Source organism: Stutzerimonas sp. Brlt_14, from assembly GCF_051948915.1.
Classification (GTDB): Bacteria; Pseudomonadota; Gammaproteobacteria; order Pseudomonadales; family Pseudomonadaceae; genus Stutzerimonas; species Stutzerimonas stutzeri.
This window is the reverse complement of record NZ_JAYJLM010000007.1, coordinates 79007-98335: the sequence shown is the minus strand read 5'-3', so window position 1 is coordinate 98335 and position 19329 is coordinate 79007. Positions and strand designations below refer to the sequence as shown.

The window sequence follows — 19329 nt, the reverse complement described above, 5'->3', positions numbered from 1 at the left end:
TCAGGGCTCCAACCCAGCCAGCAGGCGGTACTGGTTGCGCACCGGGGTCGCGTACTGCTGGATCAGGTACGGCTGCTGCACGCTCGGGCAGGCAGCCAGACGTTTGCTCCATTCGGCCTCGGCCCGCTCGATTTCCTCGCGGCTGAACAGTTCGGCGGCACTGGGCACCTTGATTTCCGGGTCCTGCTCATCCCATAGCCGGTAGGCCAGGTAGTGCACCGGAAACAGCCGGTAGCTGCCGAGAATCTGCCGATCCACCGCTATGGCCATCTGCTTGGCGTCGTCCGGCACGCTTTCCATCGGCGAGCCGAAGGCAATGTGTACGCGGCCTTTATAGCCGGTGATACCCAACGCGATGCTGGTGTCATCCTCGCCCGGAGCCTTGCTGTAGGTTCCGGTCGTGGCGCGGATGTAGAGCTCCCGGGCCTTGGCCTGATCGCAGGGGTCGTACTCGTAGCTGATCGATACCGGCACCGGACGCAGCGCCTCCAGCGCCTCGGCGAAGGCTTCGTCCTTGCGGCTCATGTGCAGCATCTTGAGGATGGCCGAATCGGTACGGTCGTCACCATCCTTGGCGCGGCCCTCGGCCTGGGCGATCCAGACCGACTCGCCGTCGTTGCGTATCGAGTGATTGATGTACGCCGAGAGTACCTGATAGGCGGCCAGCTTCTCCCGGCGGCCAGTGATGGAACGGCGCACGATGAAGCTCTTGTTCAGGCGCATCAGGTCGCTGACGAAGGGACGTTGCAGCAGGTTGTCGCCGATGGCGATGCGCGGTGTGCGGATGCCGGCCTGGTAGACCGCATAGTTGACGAAGGCCGGGTCCATGACGATGTCGCGGTGATTGGCCAGGAACAGATAGGCTCGGCCTTTCTGCAGCTGCTCGAGCCCGGAGAAGGTGACGCCGTCCGTGGCACGCTCGATGGTGCGGTCGATATAGGCCTCGATCTTGTGCTGCAGGGCATCCACCGTATGGATGCTGGCGAACTGTTTGCGTAACCGCTGCGAGATGACCGGCTTGATCAGCCAGCCCATGCTGTCGGCCAGGCGCGGGAAGCGGAAGTGCGCCAGAATGTCGAGAAACTCCCGGTCGGCGAACAGGCGCGCCATGACAGTCGGTACTTCGGCGTCGGCGTAGGGTCGGATGGCTTCGAATTCGTCCATCATGCTCTCTGTAAAGGAAACGAGGAACGGGCCTGCAGCACAGGGCAGGGCGATTTGCGGAACGGACCGGAGCCGGCTGGCTCATACTCATGGAGTTCGGATGCCGTTTCGCCTGATCGTCTGCCGATGCCTGCGACCCAGCGGTGTCACTGCGAGGCGCACCGGGTCGGTCTTCTCAAAAGGTGCGAATCGACGACCTTTGAAGACGGCGATTATAGCGACAAGTCACGTGGAGGATTGATGCTCGAGACACAGGTCTATCAGTGCCCGTATTGCGGCGAGGCGGTAGAGACCACGCTCGATCTCAGTGCCGGTGATCAGCAGTACATCGAGGACTGCGCGGTGTGCTGCCGCCCGGTGCTGTTCGACCTGCGTACCGATGGTGTCGACTGGCAACTACAGGTCTTCAGGGAGGACGAATGATGCGTCGCATCTACGAGCCGCGCGACCTGCTGGAAGCGGAAATGCTCAGCGGCATGCTGGTGGCCGAGGGCATCGAGGCATTCCTTGCCGGTAGCCACCTGATCGGCGCCATGGGTGAATTGCCCGCAGCGGGGCTGCTCGGTCTGATGGTGCCGGACGAGGATGCCGAACGCGCGCGCCAGCTGATCGCTGCGTACAATGGCGCCGAGCCGGTGCCGGGAGATGAACCGGAGAGCTATCCCGGCGAACTGATCTGCTGACGAGTTCCCTTATGTGCGGCCGCTACGCCCTTTTCCGCTGGAGCCAGGATTTCGCCGCCTTGCCCGGTTTTCCTTCCGATCAAAGACCGCACTGGAGTCTCGCGCCGGGCGCTTCGGTGCTGCTGCTGCGCCAGGCCGACAGCGGCTTGCAGCTGGACCGGGTGCGCTGGGGGCTGACGCCTGCCTGGCTGACTGACCTGACCCGCACGCCGGCCCAGGCCCGGGCCGAAACCCTGGCCGAGCAGCCCATGTTCCGCGAAGCCTTTCGCCTGCGTCGCGGGCTGTTGCCGGCCAACGGCTTCTATGAGTGGCGCGGCTCGGCCCGCAAGCGCCCGTACTGGATGACTTGCGATGGCTCGCTTGCCTATTTCGCGGCGCTCTGGGAAGCCTATCCGGTGCAGGGGCACACCTATCTCAGCGCTGCCGTCGTGACTCAGCCGGCGGCTACGCTGCGCCGGCCGCTGATCCTCGACGAGGCGGGGCAGGCGGCGTGGCTCGATCCCGCCACGCCGCCCGAAACGCTTCAGCAATTGTTGCTGCAACCAGCCCCGAAGCTGCGCGAGCGGCCGCTGGCGACGCTGGTCAACGACCCGCGCCTCAATGCTCCGGAATGCCTCACCCCTGCTTGAGACTTCCGCCTGGCTGCCCGGTCCTGCCGACAGCTCCGGTCAGACCCTGAACTGATTGATCAGGCGGCGCTGCTGTTCGGCCAGACGCGTCAGGCCGGCGCTGGCCTGGCTGGCTTCCTCGGCGCCACCGGCGACCTCCTGTGCGACCTGACCGATGTTGGTGACGTTGCGGTTGATGTCTTCGGCTACGGCGCTCTGTTCCTCGACGGCGCTGGCGATCTGGTTGTTCATGTCGTTGATCAGCGAGACCGCCTGGGTGATTGCCTGCAGTGCTTCGGCAGCCGCATCGGCCTGCTCGACGCTGCGCTGGGTGCGGTTCTGACTCTGCTCCATCACCTGCACCACGTCCCGGGTGCCGTTCTGCAGCTGCTGGATCATCTGCTGGATCTCGCCGGTCGCCTGCTGCGTCTTCTGCGCCAGGTTGCGGACTTCGTCGGCCACCACGGCGAAGCCGCGACCCTGCTCGCCGGCGCGGGCCGCCTCGATTGCGACATTCAAGGCCAGCAGATTGGTCTGCTCGGCGATGCTGCGAATGGTCACCAGAATGGCGTCGATATTTTCGCTGTCGCGAGCCAGCGTCTGCACCACCTCCACCGCACGGCCGATTTCTTCGGCCAGTTCGGCGATGGTCGAGCCGGTGTCCTGGACGATATGCCGGCCCTGATTCGCGGCGCGGTCAGCATTGCCCGCCGCTTCGGCCGCCTGGGTCGCGTTGCGCGCCACGTCCTGAGCCGTTGCGGTCATTTCGTGCACGGCGGTGGCCACCAGCTCGATTTCCGCCAGTTGCGTCTGCACCCCCTTGTCGGTGCGGATGGCGATGTCGGCGGTGTGCTCGGAAGCGTCGCTGACCTTCTGCACCGAGCCGACCACCTCGCCGATCATGCCCTGCAGGCGTGTCAGGAACGTGTTGAAGCCGGTAGCGATCTGGCCCAGCTCGTTGCGACTGTCGATATGCAGGCGCTGGGTCAGGTCGCCTTCGCCCTGGCCGATGTTGTCCAGCATCACCACCATCTCGCGCAGCGGACGGGTGATGCGCCGGCTGACCAGCCAGATTGCCAGCAGGCCGGCAAGGCCGATCAGCATGCCGATGATCAGCATGGTGGCCAGGCTGCTGCGGCTTTCCTCGCCGAGCGTCGCCATGAGCTGTTCCAGGTCCTTCATGACTTCGGCAATCGGTAGCTGCAGCATCAGTACCCAGCGGGCGTCGGTGCCGTCAAAGGAGAAAGGCAGGAACAATGCGACGTGGCCATTCGCCTGGTCGATCTGATAATGGGTCTGGCCGGCCGGCAGGCGCTGGACGAGCGTCTGCTCCTCGGCGTCGAGGATCTGTGCTGCCGGCTTGCCGATCAGGTTCTTGTCGCTGCTGTAGGCGGCCAGGCGGCCGTTGTTCTCTGCCCAACACCGCCATAGAGCTGCGCATTGGCATTGCTCAGCAGTTGCTGGATGAAGTCGACGCTGATGTCCGCGCCGACGATGCCATGGAATTTGCCGTCGACGATGATCGGCGCGTTGAACGAAGACAGTAGCGACGTTTTGCCATTCATCTCATAGGGCGCGGGATCGCCGACGCACGGTTTGAGTTGCTCGCGCGGGCACAGGTAGTACTCGCCGGCACGTACGCCTGTATCCAGCAGTCGGGTGTCTTCGATATCGGTGAGGCGGTCGACCAACAGCTTGCCGCTGCCGTCGCGGTATATCCAGCTGGCGAAGCGACCGTCGACCATGCCCGGCTCGTCGCCGCGATACATCAGGTCGTTCGCATCCACGCCGTTCGGTTCCCAGGCGATATAGGTGCTGGTGAGATCGGGGTTCTCGATCAACGTCTGGCGCGCGAGATTGATCAGCTCCTCGCGCCTGAGGTTGGCCATCGGCATGCCGTCATCACCGGTCAGTGCGGTGAGCGTATGCACCCTGGCCAGGCTGGTGGCGATCTGCAGGGGCGCTTGCAGCTGTGCCTGGATGCGGTTGACCTGTGCCTGAGCCAGGGCGGTGACGCGCTGCTCCACCATGCCGTCGATCAGCGCGCGAGTCCGCTCCTCGACCAGCGCCTGGCTGCGCACGCCCGACGCCAGTGCATAGAGCAACAGCGCCGCGATGACGGTCAGGGTGCAGGCGCCGGCCAGCGCGGCAAAGGCGGTCTGGATGGATCGGAACATGTGCGGAACTCCAATTGCGCAGCGGATAGGCAGGCTATCGGCCGGATTTGCGACAACTGCAGCGGCACGTTCGGTTGCCTGACAGGTGGGCCCGCGATAGGGTCTGTTCCCGTTTCGTACGCGGCCGCGCCGGAGCCGTTTTTTGCGCGAGGCAAGGCACGAGGAGCGAAGTTTGGTCATTCCAAATAAGCGACAAGTAACGCCGCATCGCGCAAAAAACGGCCCGGCCCTGCGGGTTGCGCGGCAAATGGCGCCATGCGGCGTTGCGGGACTTGGCAAGGGAACCACCATTACCTGCGTCCCGCGCCTTGCCTGGCGCCATTTGGCGCAGCAACGTGGCTTGCGACGAAACGGGAACAGACCCTAGGATACGGCGCAGGTTTTCCGGAGAAACTCGATGTTTAAGCCGCACAGATTGTCGCTGTTGGCCGCTGCTGTCGTGCTGGCCGGCTGTCAGGCCGTCAACACCACCAGCGGTGGTGCCGTGGGGGTCGACCGCAAGCAGTACATGTTCAGCATGCTGTCGACCGACCAGGTCAACCAGATGTATGCCCAGTCCTATCAGGAAACGCTCAGCGCTGCCGCAAGCAAGGGCGTGCTGGAAAAGAACACGGCGATTGCCAAGCGCGTCAATGGCATCGCCGAGCGGCTGATCGCCAAGGTCGGCGTATTCCGCCCGGATGCCGCACAGTGGGCCTGGGAAGTGAATGTCATCGACAGCCCCGAGCTGAATGCCAACTGCGGCCCGGGCGGCAAGATCATCTTCTATACCGGGTTGATCGAGAAGCTGAAGCTCACCGACGACGAGATCGCCGCGGTGATGGGCCACGAGATCGCCCACGCGCTGCGTGAGCACGGACGCGAGGCGATGTCCAAGGCCTACGGCGTGCAGATGGCCACCCAACTGGGCTCGGCGATGGGTGTCGGCACTGGCGGACTGCAGCTGGCGAACATGGGCGTCGAGTACCTGATGACGCTGCCCAACAGCCGTGGCAACGAGAACGAAGCCGACCTGATCGGCCTGGAGCTCGCCGCCCGTGCCGGTTACAACCCGAACGCGGCGATCACGCTGTGGGAAAAGATGGCCTCGGCCGGTGGTTCGGCTCCGCCTGAGTTCATGAGCACCCACCCGTCCTCGGCGACTCGCACGGCGGCGCTGCGTGCCAACATTCCGAAGGTGATGCCGCTCTACGAGCAGGCTCGCGGCGGCCGCTGACCAAGATGGTCGCCGACCGCTCAGGTCGGCGACAGTAGGGTCGAGAGAGGCGTTTCGATACCCAGCTGCTGGTGCACACCCTCGAGATCGATGAGGGTGTTGACCTCCTCGATGTCGCCGGCAGGATTGAGCGTCCAGACGCTCATGGCGGCGATGGCGAGGATCTTGTCGGTGACCGAATAGCCAAACAGGGGCGTGGCCAGCGTACCCATCACCGTGCTCGAGGTGACCACCTTGTGGCCCTCGCAGATGCACTCATCCACCACCACTTCCAGGTCCGGCATGGCCGCACGCACGCTGCGCACGAGTTCGGCGAAGCCTGCGCTGTTCAGCGGCTGGCTGATGAATGAGCCCTTGTAGGCGAAATACTTGCTCTGCATCTGTTCGGAAAGGGCCAGGCGGCCCTTGTTCCAGCTCAGATCGATATGGTTGCAGACTCGTTTCTTGCGTCCATCCGCTGACATGCAGCCGGTCTCCTCGGGGCGCTGGTGGTGCGCTGCGGTAGCGCACTCTATCAGCTCCGTCGGCGCGCAGATTTGCGCTGCGTATCAGCCTGAGACAATCGTGCTCATGGTCACAGCCTGATAACCGGCGTAGACGGCGAGAGCGGCGAAACCGCCGGCCGCGACCCGGCGAATCAGCGTCAGCGGCAGGCGATCGGCCGCGAAATGGCTCACCAGCACCACAGGAACGTTGGCCAGCAGCATGCCGACCGTGGTGCCGAGAATGACCAACACGAACTCGGGGTATTGCGCAGCCAGCATCACTGTGGCGACCTGGGTCTTGTCGCCCATCTCGGCGATGAAAAAGGCGATTGTGGTGGCGACGAAGGGGCCATAGGGGCGACCGAGCCTGGCATCGTCATCGTCGAGCTTGTCGGGCACCAGCGTCCACAGCGCCACGGCGGCGAAGCTCGCGGCGAGAATCCAGCTCAGCACGACCGGCGAGAACAGGCTTGATACCCAGCTGCCCACGGCACCGGCCGCGGCATGGTTGGCCAGTGTCGCCACGACGATGCCCCAGATGATCGGCCAGGGGCGGCGATAGCGGGCCGCCAGCAGAAGCGCGAGCAATTGGGTCTTGTCGCCGATTTCGGCGAGGGCAACGATGAGGGTGGGAACGAAGAACGATTCCAAGCGGCATTCCTTACAGGGCGGGTCGACAGATTCACCATGACATGCGCAGCCTGCCCGCCCGGGTCAGGTGTACATGTCATGGGTCTTGTCAAACCGGGCCATGCGCTATCGCTAGGCTGGCCGGTCGCATGCGCCATGGTCTGCGGACCAAGTGTGTTGACGCATGCCGGACGAGCAGGGCGCTCGTCGGAGACTACTCCCCCAAGGACGGCGGCGAGTTTGCCGCACCCGGCCGGTGGATGCAACCGCTCGTCGCCGGCCTCAGCCTCGCACGGCGCGGTAGATGCGGAATCCGTCGCGTTCGGCCAGCGTCTGGCAGGCGCCGAGATGGCGCTCGATCAGCGGCGGGTAACGCAGAAAGGCATTGGCCACGATACGCATCTCGCCACTCGCCTGCAGATGCTCGGCGGCGCGCTCGATCAGCGTTTCGCTGGCCTGGTAGCTGGTGTGCACGCCCTGGTGGAAGGGTGGGTTGCTGATGATGGCCGCCAGTTGCCGAGGCGCAGCGTCGATACCATCGCCGGCAATGACTTCAGCTTCGAGCCCGTTGGCGGCGAGCGTCCGGCGACTGCTCTCGACGGCGAAGGCGTCGACGTCCAGCAGCACCAGCTCGCTTTGCGGATAACGGCGTTTCAGCGTGGCACCGAGAATGCCGGCACCGCAGCCGAAATCCAGCAGTCGGCCACCGGGCAGGTTATCGAGGTGCTCGAGCAGCAGGGCGCTGCCCAGATCCAGCCGACCATGGCTGAACACACCCGGCAGGCTGACCACCTCGAGCGGCCCGTCAGCCAGCTGCAGGGTGAAATGGCTGGCCAGGGCATCGAGATCCGGCGCGGCGGGCGCCTGCTCGACCTCGACCTGCCAGAGCTGACAATGGCGGGCACTGTCGAGCTTGCGCGCGCGGCCGAAGCTGGCCAGCTGCTTGGCGGCACGCTCGATGCCGCCGCGCTTCTCGCCCACCAGGTACAGCGGTCGGCCGGGCAAACGTGCCGCCAGGGCCTGCAACAGGTAGTCGGTCAGCTCGCGGGACTTCGGCAGGAACAGCACGGCCGTGTCGAACGCCCCCTGCGGCGGGGCGACGCCGAAGCTGCAGCGACCGCCGAAGCGCTTGTCCAGCTGCTGCTGTTCGCCGGCGTGCCAGCTCCAGGCGGTGGCGCCTTTCAGCTGCCCCAGCAGATCGTCGGCCGGCAGGCCGGCGAGCAATACCCGGCCGCCGAACAGCTCGGCCTGACGCAGGAGCACTTCGCTTCGCGGGTCCATTGGGGTCTCCCTGAAAAAGGCCGGAAGCTTAGGGGCGAGGTGGTTTCTCTCGCAAGCCGTAGTTGCCGGCTCAATTGACCTGGCGGAGTGGGCTGCCGGCGAAGAACGCGGTGGCGTTCTCGGCCAGTTGGCCGACGATGCGCTGGCGTGCCTCGCGGCTGCCCCAGGCGCTGTGCGGCGTGATGATCAGGCGCGGCAGGTCCGGGGCGAGCAACGGGTTGTCGTCGCGTGGCGGCTCGCTGGTCAGCACGTCGGTGGCGGCGCCACCCAGGTGGCCGCGGCGCAGCGCATCGGCCAATGCCTGTTCGTCCACCAGACCGCCACGGGCGGCGTTGATCAGGAAGGCGCTCGGCTTCATCAACTGCAGCTCGCGGGCACCGATCAGATTGCGCGTCTGTTCGGTCAGCGGGCAATGCAGGGTCAGTGCATCGACCTGCGGCAGCAGCTCGTCCAGGTCGAGGCGATCCGGGCGCTTCGGACGTCCCGGCAGGTTGCCGACCAGCACGCGCATGCCCAGGGCTTCGGCGAGCTTCGCCACGGCGCTGCCCAGCTCGCCATGCCCAAGCAGGCCGAGGGTCTTGCCTTCGAGCTCGACGATGGGGAAATCGAGCAGGCAGAACTGTCCGCTTTCCTGCCAGCGTCCGCGGGCGACGGCAGCCTGGTAGTCGGGCAGCCGCGTGGCCAGGGCCAGCAGCAGCATCAGGGTGTGCTGGGCGACGGTTGGGGTGCCGTAGGCCTGGCAATTGCTGACGGCGATGCCGCGTTCACGGGCGGCCTGCAGGTCGATGTTGTTGACGCCGGTGGCCGAGACGAGGATCAGCTTGAGTTCCGGGCAGGCGGCGAGGGTTTGCGCATCCAGGGCCACCTTGTTGACGACGGCAACCTGCGCGCCGCGCAGGCGCTCGACGATCTGTTCCGGCGTGCTCAGGTCGTGGCAGACCAGCTCGTCGAAGGCGCTGCGCAGCGGGGCGAGGTCGAGGTCGCCCTGGTCGAGCGGGGAGAGGTCGAGGAAAACGGCGCGATTGGGCATCAACTGTACCTTTCGAAGTCGCCAGGGCTGGTCGACAATGCCAACCTGGGCTTAGGCGTGGAGAGCGGATTGTGTACTGGATGGAATTTATGACCGTGGCGCTGGTGCATCTGCTCGCGGTGGCGAGCCCCGGCCCGGATTTCGCGGTGGTGGTGCGCGAAAGCGTGGCGCAGGGCCGGCGTGCGGGTAGCTGGACGGCGCTGGGAGTCGGCTGCGGAATATTCGTCCATGTCGCCTACTCCCTGCTCGGCATCGGCCTGATCGTCTCGCAGTCGATTGTGCTGTTCAACCTCTTCAAGTGGCTGGCGGCCGCTTATCTGGTGTACCTCGGCTGGCGAGCGCTGCGGGCTCGGCCGATGAACCTAGAGGCGATCGACGGGGCGAACGCACCGGTGGCGCGAAGCGCGTGGCGAGCGTTCGTGATCGGCTTTGTCACCAATGGCCTGAACCCCAAGGCCACGCTGTTCTTCCTCTCGCTATTCACTGTCGTGATCAGCCCCGATACACCGCTGCTGGTGCAGGCCGGCTACGGTTTCTACCTCGCCGGTGCGACTGCGCTGTGGTTTCTGCTGGTGGCCTGGCTGTTCAGCCGAGGCCGCGTGCGTGCTGGCTTTGCGCGCATGGGGCACTGGTTCGATCGGCTGACGGGGGCGGTGCTGATCGGCCTCGGCGCTCGCCTGGCCCTGAGCGAGATCGGTTAACACGCTGAAACGAGGTGCGGGGAAAATAATCCTTTGGACTGATTTTGCCCGGGGGGCGACGCTCTAGAGTGCAGCGTACAAGTCCAACAAGAACAGGATGCCCTCCATGCTGCAGACCCGTGTCATCAAGCCCGCGGCGAACGCCTACCAGTATCCCCTGCTGATCAAGCGCCTGCTGCTGTCCGGCGTGCGCTACGAGCGCAGCCGGGAAATCGTCTACCGCGACCAGCTGCGTTACGACTACCGCACCCTCAACGAACGGGTCGCGCGGCTGGCCAACGTGCTGACCGCGGCCGGGGTCAAGCCGGGCGATACGGTGGCGGTGATGGACTGGGACAGCCATCGCTACCTCGAATGCATGTTCGCCATCCCGATGATCGGCGCGGTGGTGCACACCATCAACGTGCGGCTGTCGCCGGATCAGATCCTCTACACCATGAACCATGCCGACGACCGCTTCGTGCTCGTCAACAGCGAGTTCGTGCCGCTGTACCAGGCAATCGCCGGGCAGCTGACCACCGTGCAGAAAACGCTACTGCTCACCGATGGCGAGGCGCGTGATGCCGGCTTGCCGGACTGCGTCGGCGAATACGAAAGCCTGCTGGCCGCCGCCGCGCCGAGCTACGACTTTCCGGACTTCGACGAGGATTCGGTCGCCACGACCTTCTACACCACCGGCACCACCGGTAACCCCAAGGGCGTGTACTTCACCCATCGCCAGTTGGTGCTGCACACCCTGGCCGCGGCGGTGACCGTCGGCTGTCGGGAAAATCCGCGGCTGATGGGCTCGGACGACGTCTACATGCCGATCACACCGATGTTCCACGTGCATGCCTGGGGGCTGCCCTACGTTGCCACCATGCTCGGCCTCAAACAGGTTTATCCGGGCCGCTACGACCCCGAGTACCTGATCGATCTCTGGCGCCGCGAGCAGGTGACCTTCTCCCATTGCGTGCCGACCATCGTGCAGATGCTGCTCAACGCCAAGGCCGCCCAGGGCACCGACTTCAAGGGCTGGAAGATCACCATCGGCGGCAGCGCGTTGACCCGCGGCCTCTACGACCAGGCAAAGGCGTCCGGTATGAATCTGATCGCCGCCTACGGCATGTCCGAGACCTGCCCGCTGATCTCCGGGGCGCACATCAACGACGAACTGCTGGAGGCCGACGAGGACACGCGCAGCACCTTCCACCTCAAGGCGGGCGTGCCGGTGGTGCTGGTGGACGCGGCGATCCAGGCCGCCGACGGCAGTTTCCTGCCGGCGGATGGCGCCTCTCAGGGCGAGCTGGTACTGCGGGCGCCCTGGCTGACCCAGGGCTACTACAACGAGCCGGAGAAGAGCGAGGAGCTCTGGGCCGGCGGCTGGCTGCATACCGGTGACGTCGCGGTGATCGACGAGATGGCCAATATCGAGATCCGCGACCGCATCAAGGACGTGATCAAGACTGGCGGGGAGTGGTTGTCGTCACTGACGTTGGAGGGACTGATCAGCCGCCACGAGGCGGTGCGTGACGTGGCCGTGGTCGGGGTGCCGGACGAGCGCTGGGGTGAGCGGCCCTTCGCACTGGTGGTGCTGGGCGAAGGCCAAGAGTTGAATGCCGAACAGCTGCGTAACTTCCTTGAGCCGGCGGTTGCCGAAGGCCATATCAACAAGTGGGCGATTCCCCAGCAGATCGCCGTGGTCACCGAGATTCCCAAGACCAGTGTCGGCAAGCTGGACAAGAAGCGCATCCGCAGTGAGCTTGCCCGCTGGCAGACGGAGGGCGTTGCGCAGCAGGCTTCGCGCTGAAGGCGTTCGGTTACGCGGGGGCGGACTCCAGCAAGGTCTGCACCCGTTCTTGCAGGACGTCCAGTGTGAAGGGCTTGCCGAGCAGATCCTCGGCTTGCGTCGAGGGTCGTGCGGCGATCAGCGCTTCCTCCGCATAGCCGGTGATCATCAGCACCTTCAGGTCCGGCAGCTGCAGGCGGGCCCGCTCGGCGAACTGATGCCCGTTCATGCCGCCGGGCAGGCCGATATCGGTGATCAGCAGATCTATCGGGTCGGTCCTCGCCAGCAGGTCGAGGGCGGTGACGCCATTGGCCGCCTGCAACGTACGGTGGCCCATTTCTTCCAGCACCTCGCATACCAGCGTGCGGATGTTGTCCTCGTCGTCCACCACCAGCACGCAACGGCCGGCTGGGGCATTCGGCCGCTGGCGCGGTGCTGCCTGCTCCGGCTGTTCCAGCAGGGCGCCTCGGTAGCGTGGCAGATACAGGCAGACCGAGGTGCCCAGGTCGGGCGTGCTGTCGATCTGCACGCTGCCGCCCGACTGCCGGGCGAACCCGTAGACCATCGACAGGCCCAGACCGGTTCCGGCGCCCAGCGGCTTGGTGGTGAAAAAGGGGTCGAACACATAGGGCAGCTTTTCCGGTGCGATACCACTGCCGTTGTCTTCGACGCACAACAGCACATAGCTGCCCGCGAACATGCCCAAACGGGCCGCTGCTGCGTCGTCCAACTTCCGGTTGGCGGTGCTGATGCGCAAACGGCCGCCGTTGGGCATGGCGTCCCGGGCGTTGAGCGCCAGGTTCAGCAACACGTTCTCCAGCTGATTGGCATCGCAACGGGTCAGCCAGAGGTCGTCGGCGAGCATCAGCTCGAACGCCACCAGCGGGCCGATGGTGCGTTGCAGCAGGTCCTGCATGCTGCGGACCAGCGCGTTGCCGTCGGTCGGCCGCATCTGCAACGGCTGGCGCCGGGAGAAGGCCAGCAGCCGATGGGTCAGGGCAGCCGCCCGGTCTGCCGAGCTCTGCGCATTGGCGAGATGGCGTCGCAGGTCATCGTGGCGGCCCTGATCGAGGCGACGTTCGAGCAGGCCCAGCGAGCCGACGATGCCGCCCAGGAGGTTGTTGAAGTCATGGGCGAGGCCACTGGTGAGCTGACCGACCGCTTCCATCTTCTGTGCCTGGTGCAGTGCCGATTCGGCGGCTGCGCGGGCTGCAATGGCCTCATCGACTCGGCTTTCCAGCGTGTCGTTCAGGCGCTGCAGGGCCAGTTCGGTGCGCTTGTGCTCGGTGACATCGATGCACGCGCCGACCAGGTAGGATGGCCGCCCGGCCTGGTCACGCACGTTCATCGCCCGCCCGAACAGCCAGCGCTCGCCCTGGCCCAGCAGCACGCGGAAGTGCATTTCGAAATCGTCACCACTCCTGGCGCAGCGTTCGCCCAGCAGCACCAGGCGTTCGCGGTCGTCGTGGTGCATGCGCTCGAGCAGGTCGCTCAGGTAGATCTCGCCGAAGCCCTCCATGCCCACCAGGCGCAACATGGCGGCGTCCATGTCGATCCGCTGGCTCGCGAGCTGCCAATAGAAGGTCCCCGTGCCCGAGACCAGCAGCGCGGCATTCAGGCGTTCGTCGCTTTCCTGCAGCTGCGCACGGGCAAGCTCCTGGGCATGCAAATGGGCGGTAACGTCCTCGACCCGATGGATGACATAGCGCACCCGCCCGCGGTCGTCCTTCACCGGCGCGTTGATCACGTTCCAGAAGCGCTCCTCGAACCCGCCGCCACTGGCTTCGGGGCGCCGGATGGCATAACGCACCTGGCTCAGGCGCTGGGTCTGGCCGGTGGCGATGACGTCCTCCAGGGAGCGGCGCAGCGTCGCTGCGCCGGAGCTCGGCTTCTCCGGCTCATGGTCGCTGAATACCTCGAACAGCGGCTTGCCGATCACGTCTTCCCGGCGAGTCATGGTGACGCGCAAGCGCTCGTCACTGCTGGCAACCATGGTGTATTCGGCATCCGCCGCCACGATCAGATAAATGCCGGGCAGGCCGTCGATGATTGCCTGCAGGTCATGCATAACGATCAGTTCCCTCGGTTGGGGTGCGCCTAATGCGCATGCCTTTTCAATGACTCCATCGGGGCCGGAAAATTGCCCGGCAGTCGTGGGCGGTGCGCAGGATTGCCTACCACCCGTGCAGGCGGCAATCTGTTCGTCCCGCGCCGTCGGCGCAGTGAAACAGCCCAATCGAGGACGTCATGGCGGCCACCCAAACAACGCTGATCCGCGAAACCTTTCCCGTCGGCCCCTTGCAGTGCAACTGCACCATCATCGGCGACCCGCTGAGCAAGAAAGCCATCGTGGTCGACCCGGGTGGCGACCCAGAACTCATCATGGCGCGGCTGGAGGCCCATGGTCTGAAGGTGGTCAGCATCATCCACACCCATGCGCATCTGGATCACTTCCTCGCGTCCGGCAAGATGAAGGAGCGGACCGGCGCCACGCTGCATCTGCACAAGGCCGACCAGTTCCTCTGGGACAACCTGGAAATGCAGTGCCGCATGTTCGGCGTGCCCTACACGCCAGTGCCGGCGCCCGACCGGTGGCTGGCCGATGACGAGGAGCTGGCCTGCGGCTGCGGCGTGGCGCTGCATACCCCTGGGCATACGCCAGGCTCGATGAGCTTCTGGTTCGCCGACGCCAAGCTGCTGATCGCTGGCGATACGCTGTTTCGCCGCGGAATCGGGCGCACCGATTTGTGGGGCGGCGACTACGCCAGCATCGAGCGGTCCATCCGGCAGCGGCTCTATGCCCTCGACGAAGACGCCACGGTGGTGACCGGCCACGGCCCGGATACCCGCCTGGGTGATGAGATGCGGGAAAACCCCTTCGTGCGTGCCTGATGTGCCGAGCCGTTGGACGGGTTCTGCCGCACGGTTCCTATTCTCGCGCATGGTCGATGGTAATCTAGCGCCGCATTCAGGGCTGCGCTCGGCGAGCGAAGGGACGGTCCTGGCAACTGACGAGAGAAGGAAGTGATTATGAAAATGCTGAACATGACCGCCCTGGCTGCAAGTGTCGCTCTGCTGGTCGGCTGCACCACCAACCCCTACACCGGCGAACAGCAGGCCGGCAAGGCGGGCGTCTATGGCGGTATCGGCGCTGTCAGCGGCGCGGTCATCGGTGCCGCGACCTCGAGCAAGAAGGACCGTACCAAGGGCGCGCTGATCGGCGCCGCGGTCGGTGGTGCGGCGGGCGGTGGCTATGGCTATTACGTCGACACCCAGGAAGCCAAGCTGCGCCAGACGCTGCAGGGCACCGGTGTTCAGGTTCAGCGCAATGGCGACAACCTGACTCTGATCATGCCGGGCAACATCACTTTCGCCAGCAACTCGGCGGACATCTCCAGCAGCTTCTACCCGACGCTGAACTCGCTGGTGCAGGTCTTCAAGGAGTTCAACAAGAACGGCGTCGACATCGTCGGCCATACCGACAGCACCGGTTCGCTGCAGCTGAACCAGGACCTGTCCAACCGCCGCGCGCAGAGCGTCGCGTCCTACCTGATCGCCAACGGCGTTGCTCCGGCGCGTATCTCGTCCTACGGTGCCGGCCCGAGCCAGCCGATCGCCAGCAACGATACGGCCGCCGGCCGCGCACAGAACCGTCGCGTCGAGATCAACCTTCGTCCGCTGTAATCGTTTCATAGGTTGCAGGGCTGCAATGGCCCTGCAACTGCCGAAATTCAGACGCCATTAATCCGCTAGACCCTTCCGCCATGGAACCTCTCTGCGCTATTCGAATCTGACCTTCGATAGCACGCCGGTTGGCACAGAGGAGGTCGAATGGATGATCGTCCCGCTCTCCATTCCCGTAGGTCCTGGCTGCCAGTCCTGGTCGCACTGGCCCTGATGGCGGGCCTGGGAGGATGGATTGGCTGGCAATGGCACGTCCAGGAGCAGCGCAGCAAGGTCGAGCAGGAGCAGCGCTTCACGTTTGCCGTCGATGACATCGAGCACACCCTCCGCGAGCGGATGCGTGCCTACGAGATGGTGCTGCGCGGGCTGGCTGGCGTTGTGGCTGGCAGCGACGAGGTCAAGGTCGACGACTGGGCGCGCGCCGCGGACCAGTTGCAGCTGCAGGACTTCTATCCCGGTATCCAGGCGGTTGCGCTGGCCCGCCATGCGACGCCGCAGACCCTGCCTGACCTGATCGCGCAGATTCGCGCCTCCGGCCGTGAGCGTTTCCGCATGTACCCGTCGGGTGAGCGCGACGAGTACGTGGTGACCGACTACATCCATCCGACCGACTGGCGCAATCGACGCGTGCTCGGTTTCGACCTCTTCAGCGAAGCGACCCGTCGCGAGGCCATCATCAGCTCCCGCGACAGTGGCAACCCGGTGCTTACCGGCCCGCTGCGGCTCAAGCAGGAAACCGACCAGAACGTGCAGTCTGGCGTGCTGCTGTTCTTCCCGCTCTATGCGCAGGCTGCCCCGGTGACCACCGAAGACGAGCGTCAGCGCGCGTTCATCGGCACCTTGCATGGCGCCTTTCGCCTGACCGACCTGATGGAAGGCATCCTGGGTTCGCGCAGCCGGATGCTGCAATTGCAGCTGTTCGATGCAGCCAGCCCCGATTCGCCGCTGCTGACGGGGCGTGCCCAGGTCAGCGCCGATGCCAAGTTCCAGCGCATCCGCAACATCTACATGTATGGCCGCAGTTGGCAGCTGCAGGTGGCGAGCACGCCGGAATACGAGGCGGTGCTGCGTGATAACAACCGGGCGTTCAACCTTGCCGCGGCGTTGACCGCCGCGGTGCTGTTCTCCCTGCTGGTGGGCGGCTATCTGTACCTGCGCGAGCGGGCGCTGCGCAGCAGTCAGGCGCTCAGCCTGCAACTGCAGGAGCGCGAAGCGCGGTTCCGCCAGCTGATCGAGCAGCTGCCGGTGGCGACGCTACTGTGCAACGCGGGCGGGCGCATCGAACTGGCCAACCAGAGCGCCGGGCAGCTGTTGGGCGGGCCCACCGATCTGCTTGCCGGCGAACGGGTCAGCCGCTATGTGCCAGGTGTGCTCGGGGAGCAGATCCTCCGGCAACTGCGCGACACCACTCAGCTTGAGCTGCAGGCGCAGCGCGAAGATGGCACGCCGATTCCGGTGGCCGTCAGCCTGACCAGCTTCCGCCACGACGATGCGCTGTATTACGTCATCAACCTGCTCGATCTGCAGGCCCGCAAGCGGGACGACGAGCGCTTCCGCAACGTCGTGGAAGCCTCGCCCAATGCCTTCGTCCTGGTCGACACGCAGGGCAGCATCGTGATGGTCAATCGGCAGACCGAGCTGCTGTTCGGTTACACGCGCCAGGAATTGCTCGGCCAGCCGGTCGAGTTGCTGTTGCCGGAGGCACTGCGCGACGCGCACCGAGGCTTGCGACAGGGCTATACGGAACATCCCGAGCCGCGACGGATGGGCAGCAACCGCGAGCTGTTCGGTCTTCACCGTGACGGCAGCGCGCTGCCGGTGGAGATCGGTCTGTCGCCCTTGCGCAGCGGCGACGAACAGCTGGTACAGGCGGTGATCATCGATATCAGCCATCGCAAGGCCGCCGAGCGGCGGTTGCGCGAACAGGCCGATCAGCTCGCGGTGGCCAACCGCTACAAGTCGGAATTCCTCGCCAACATGTCCCACGAGCTGCGTACGCCGCTCAACAGCATCCTGATCCTCAGCGATCAGCTGCGACAGAACGGCGCCGGCAACCTCAACGACAAACAGGTCCGGCATGCCGACATCATCCATCGGGCCGGGCACGAGCTGCTGCAGCTGATCAACGACGTGCTGGATCTGGCCAAGATCGAATCCGGCCACATGCAGCTCAAGCTGGAACCGCTGAACCTGCGCGATCTGCTCAGAGACCTGGAAGCCTCGCTTGGCAGCATGGCCGCGCAGAAGGGGCTGAGCCTGACCATGGAGGTCGATCCCGCGGTACCGCTGACACTGAACTCCGATCGCGCTCGCCTGCAACAGATCCTGAACAACCTGCTGACCAATGCGCTGAAGTTCACCGAGAAGGGCCAGGTCGAGCTGACGGCCAGTCTTCTGCCCGCCGATCAGGACGGGCGGCAGATGCTGCAGCTGCAGGTCCGCGACAGCGGCATCGGGATCGCCAAGGATCAGCAGGAGCGCATTTTCCAGGCCTTCCAGCAGATCGATGGCTCGATCAGTCGGCATTACGGCGGCACCGGGCTGGGGCTGGCGATCACGCGGCAACTGGTGGAAGTGTTGGGCGGCCAGGTAATGGTCAACAGCGAGCTGGGACAAGGGGCGACCTTCACCGTGCTGTTGCCGGTCGTCTCGGACGCACCCGCGGCGACCCAGGCCCAGCTGCCTCGCCAGCCGCAACGGCGCGGGCGCGGACCGGGGTTGCTGATCGTCGAGGACGATGCCGATTTCGCCTCGGTGGTGGCCGAGGTCGGGCAGAACCATGGCTTTACCAGCCTGATCTGCAGCACCGGCGAGCAGGGTCTGGAGGCGCTGCGCCGTGAGCATTTCGCCGCCGTGATTCTCGACATCCTGCTGCCGGACATCAGCGGCTGGCAGGTGCACCGTGAGCTGCGTGCCGACGAGCGGCACCAGGGCATGCCGGTAATCATCATCTCCTGCGTGCCGCAGCCGCATGACTGGCACGATGACGGTTCGCGCTATCTGGTCAAACCCGTGGCACAGGCCGAGCTGGAGCGCATCTTCATCGAGCTGGCCCGCCATGAGCACAACCCGCTGCGTCTGCTGCTGGTGGAAACCGATCCGCGCCGCCGCATGCTGATCCGCGACTATTTCGAACGGCTAGGGTACAGCGTGACCCTGGCTGCGACGGCCGAGGCGGCCAGGCTGGCCTATGCCGAACAGACGTTCCCCGTGGTGGTGGTCGACCATGAGCTGAGTGATGACAGCGGCCTCGACCTGCTGGATGCCCTCGAACGCTTGCGCTCGCTGCGTGGCGTCACCGTGCTGCTGAACAGCCGGCAGCCGCTGTCGGACGAGGAAATGCAACGCTTGCGCCGCTATTCGGCGATGACGCTGTCCAAGGAGGAAGATGTGGAACGCATGGGAGCATTGATACGACCGGAGCCGGCGGCGGCGTCGCCGAGCCCGGCCGCCTCGCTACAGGTGGCGTCCGCCGGGCAGCGTGTGCTGCTGGTGGACGAGGATGTGCGGCTGATCTATTCGCTGACGGCCCAGCTCGACGAGCTGGGTTTGCCGGTGGTGCCGGCAACCAGCGCCGACGAGGCGGTCGAACGTTTCGAAGAGGATGCCTTCGATCTGGTACTGCTGGACATGAGCCAACCCGGAGCGGAAGGTCCGGAGTTGGCACGAAGACTCAAACAGGACCATGACTGCCAGGCGCCGATCGTAGCCCTGGTAACCGTGGCCGATGCCGAGACGCGCGAGCGCTGCATCGCCGCGGGGGCCGACGACCTGTTGCTCAAACCGGTCGAAACCCCGGCACTGGCGGCGTTGCTGCGTCAATGGTTGGGGCTGGCAGTGGGTGCGGCTGATGCTGGAGAGGAGTGAGCGAGGAGTGCGCGCTGAACATGGCTGTGGTGGAA

15 protein-coding genes, 1 pseudogene and 1 riboswitch are annotated in these 19329 nt (G+C 65.3%); of the genes and pseudogenes, 9 read left to right on the top strand and 7 right to left on the bottom strand.

Annotated elements, in window-relative coordinates:
• Positions 1-1167, bottom strand: a complete 1167-nt coding sequence (locus tag VF716_RS17550; RefSeq protein WP_125883249.1) for a 1-acyl-sn-glycerol-3-phosphate acyltransferase — start codon at positions 1165-1167, stop codon at positions 1-3.
• Positions 1168-1404: 237 nt separating this feature from the next.
• Between VF716_RS17550 and VF716_RS17545 the strand changes: the two genes are divergently transcribed.
• Genes VF716_RS17545 through VF716_RS17535 form a run of 3 tightly spaced genes read left to right on the top strand, consistent with a single transcriptional unit; the run spans position 1405 to position 2476 of the window.
• Entirely contained in the window at positions 1405-1587 is a 183-nt protein-coding gene (locus VF716_RS17545; protein ID WP_049325665.1) for a CPXCG motif-containing cysteine-rich protein, read from the top strand.
• A complete protein-coding gene (locus tag VF716_RS17540) occupies positions 1587-1847 on the top strand; it encodes a putative signal transducing protein (RefSeq protein WP_011912294.1) in 261 nt (86 codons plus the stop codon). Before VF716_RS17545 ends, VF716_RS17540 begins: the two co-directional genes overlap by 1 nt.
• 11 nt (positions 1848-1858) lie before the next feature.
• Positions 1859-2476 (top strand): SOS response-associated peptidase, encoded by a 618-nt coding sequence (locus VF716_RS17535; protein ID WP_440552813.1) that lies wholly within the window; start codon positions 1859-1861, stop codon positions 2474-2476.
• 39 nt (positions 2477-2515) lie between these two features.
• Here the strand turns inward: VF716_RS17535 and VF716_RS17530 are convergent.
• A pseudogene (locus VF716_RS17530) lies at positions 2516-4632 on the bottom strand (methyl-accepting chemotaxis protein).
• 397 nt (positions 4633-5029) lie between these two features.
• On the opposite strand from VF716_RS17530, the gene VF716_RS17525 reads away from it, so the two are divergent.
• The gene (locus VF716_RS17525) at positions 5030-5848 is read left to right on the top strand and encodes a M48 family metallopeptidase (protein ID WP_095460687.1); all 819 of its coding nucleotides are present in this window, start codon (positions 5030-5032) and stop codon (positions 5846-5848) included.
• A gap of 20 nt (positions 5849-5868) precedes the next feature.
• Here the strand turns inward: VF716_RS17525 and VF716_RS17520 are convergent, their stop codons facing one another.
• The 4 genes from VF716_RS17520 to VF716_RS17505 all read right to left on the bottom strand — a co-directional run bounded on the left by VF716_RS17520 (position 5869) and on the right by VF716_RS17505 (position 9274).
• Positions 5869-6312, bottom strand: a complete 444-nt coding sequence (locus VF716_RS17520; protein ID WP_011912297.1) for an ester cyclase — start codon at positions 6310-6312, stop codon at positions 5869-5871.
• Positions 6313-6396: 84 nt separating this feature from the next.
• Positions 6397-6984, bottom strand: coding sequence for a TMEM165/GDT1 family protein (locus VF716_RS17515; protein WP_011912298.1), 588 nt, complete (start codon positions 6982-6984; stop codon positions 6397-6399).
• A 90-nt stretch (positions 6985-7074) separates the two neighbouring features.
• Positions 7075-7191, bottom strand: a riboswitch (yybP-ykoY riboswitch).
• 54 nt (positions 7192-7245) lie between these two features.
• The gene (locus VF716_RS17510) at positions 7246-8244 is read right to left on the bottom strand and encodes a class I SAM-dependent methyltransferase (protein ID WP_125873192.1); all 999 of its coding nucleotides are present in this window, start codon (positions 8242-8244) and stop codon (positions 7246-7248) included.
• Between the two features lie 70 nt (positions 8245-8314).
• On the bottom strand, positions 8315-9274 hold the full coding sequence (locus VF716_RS17505) for a 2-hydroxyacid dehydrogenase (protein ID WP_125866603.1): 960 nt from the start codon (positions 9272-9274) through the stop codon (positions 8315-8317).
• 71 nt (positions 9275-9345) lie between these two features.
• Between VF716_RS17505 and VF716_RS17500 the strand changes: the two genes are divergently transcribed.
• Both VF716_RS17500 and VF716_RS17495 read left to right on the top strand, forming a co-directional pair.
• Positions 9346-9975, top strand: a complete 630-nt coding sequence (locus VF716_RS17500) for a LysE family translocator (RefSeq protein ID WP_048328662.1) — start codon at positions 9346-9348, stop codon at positions 9973-9975.
• A 106-nt stretch (positions 9976-10081) separates the two neighbouring features.
• Positions 10082-11764 (top strand): fatty acid--CoA ligase, encoded by a 1683-nt coding sequence (locus tag VF716_RS17495; protein ID WP_048328663.1) that lies wholly within the window; start codon positions 10082-10084, stop codon positions 11762-11764.
• A 10-nt stretch (positions 11765-11774) separates the two neighbouring features.
• Here the strand turns inward: VF716_RS17495 and VF716_RS17490 are convergent, their stop codons facing one another.
• The gene (locus VF716_RS17490; RefSeq protein ID WP_125873193.1) at positions 11775-13811 is read right to left on the bottom strand and encodes an ATP-binding protein; all 2037 of its coding nucleotides are present in this window, start codon (positions 13809-13811) and stop codon (positions 11775-11777) included.
• Between the two features lie 179 nt (positions 13812-13990).
• Here VF716_RS17490 and VF716_RS17485 point away from each other — a divergent pair, with 179 nt between their 5' ends.
• The 3 genes from VF716_RS17485 (at position 13991) to VF716_RS17475 (ending at position 19294) form a co-directional block, all read left to right on the top strand.
• On the top strand, positions 13991-14635 hold the full coding sequence (locus VF716_RS17485; protein WP_011912304.1) for an MBL fold metallo-hydrolase: 645 nt from the start codon (positions 13991-13993) through the stop codon (positions 14633-14635).
• Between the two features lie 138 nt (positions 14636-14773).
• A complete protein-coding gene (locus VF716_RS17480) occupies positions 14774-15427 on the top strand; it encodes an OmpA family protein (RefSeq protein WP_011912305.1) in 654 nt (217 codons plus the stop codon).
• Between the two features lie 147 nt (positions 15428-15574).
• Complete coding sequence (locus tag VF716_RS17475; RefSeq protein WP_125866606.1) at positions 15575-19294, top strand: CHASE domain-containing protein; 3720 nt, start codon at positions 15575-15577, stop codon at positions 19292-19294.
• Positions 19295-19329 lie beyond the last annotated feature (35 nt).

Coding starts and splice junctions, on each gene's coding strand:
- VF716_RS17550 (WP_125883249.1), bottom strand. CDS start 1,167: ATGATGGACGAATTCGAAGCCATCCGACCCTACGCCGACGCCGAAGTA.
- VF716_RS17545 (WP_049325665.1), top strand. CDS start 1,405: ATGCTCGAGACACAGGTCTATCAGTGCCCGTATTGCGGCGAGGCGGTA.
- VF716_RS17540 (WP_011912294.1), top strand. CDS start 1,587: ATGCGTCGCATCTACGAGCCGCGCGACCTGCTGGAAGCGGAAATGCTC.
- VF716_RS17535 (WP_440552813.1), top strand. CDS start 1,859: ATGTGCGGCCGCTACGCCCTTTTCCGCTGGAGCCAGGATTTCGCCGCC.
- VF716_RS17525 (WP_095460687.1), top strand. CDS start 5,030: ATGTTTAAGCCGCACAGATTGTCGCTGTTGGCCGCTGCTGTCGTGCTG.
- VF716_RS17520 (WP_011912297.1), bottom strand. CDS start 6,312: ATGTCAGCGGATGGACGCAAGAAACGAGTCTGCAACCATATCGATCTG.
- VF716_RS17510 (WP_125873192.1), bottom strand. CDS start 8,244: ATGGACCCGCGAAGCGAAGTGCTCCTGCGTCAGGCCGAGCTGTTCGGC.
- VF716_RS17505 (WP_125866603.1), bottom strand. CDS start 9,274: ATGCCCAATCGCGCCGTTTTCCTCGACCTCTCCCCGCTCGACCAGGGC.
- VF716_RS17495 (WP_048328663.1), top strand. CDS start 10,082: ATGCTGCAGACCCGTGTCATCAAGCCCGCGGCGAACGCCTACCAGTAT.
- VF716_RS17490 (WP_125873193.1), bottom strand. CDS start 13,811: ATGCATGACCTGCAGGCAATCATCGACGGCCTGCCCGGCATTTATCTG.
- VF716_RS17485 (WP_011912304.1), top strand. CDS start 13,991: ATGGCGGCCACCCAAACAACGCTGATCCGCGAAACCTTTCCCGTCGGC.
- VF716_RS17480 (WP_011912305.1), top strand. CDS start 14,774: ATGAAAATGCTGAACATGACCGCCCTGGCTGCAAGTGTCGCTCTGCTG.
- VF716_RS17475 (WP_125866606.1), top strand. CDS start 15,575: ATGGATGATCGTCCCGCTCTCCATTCCCGTAGGTCCTGGCTGCCAGTC.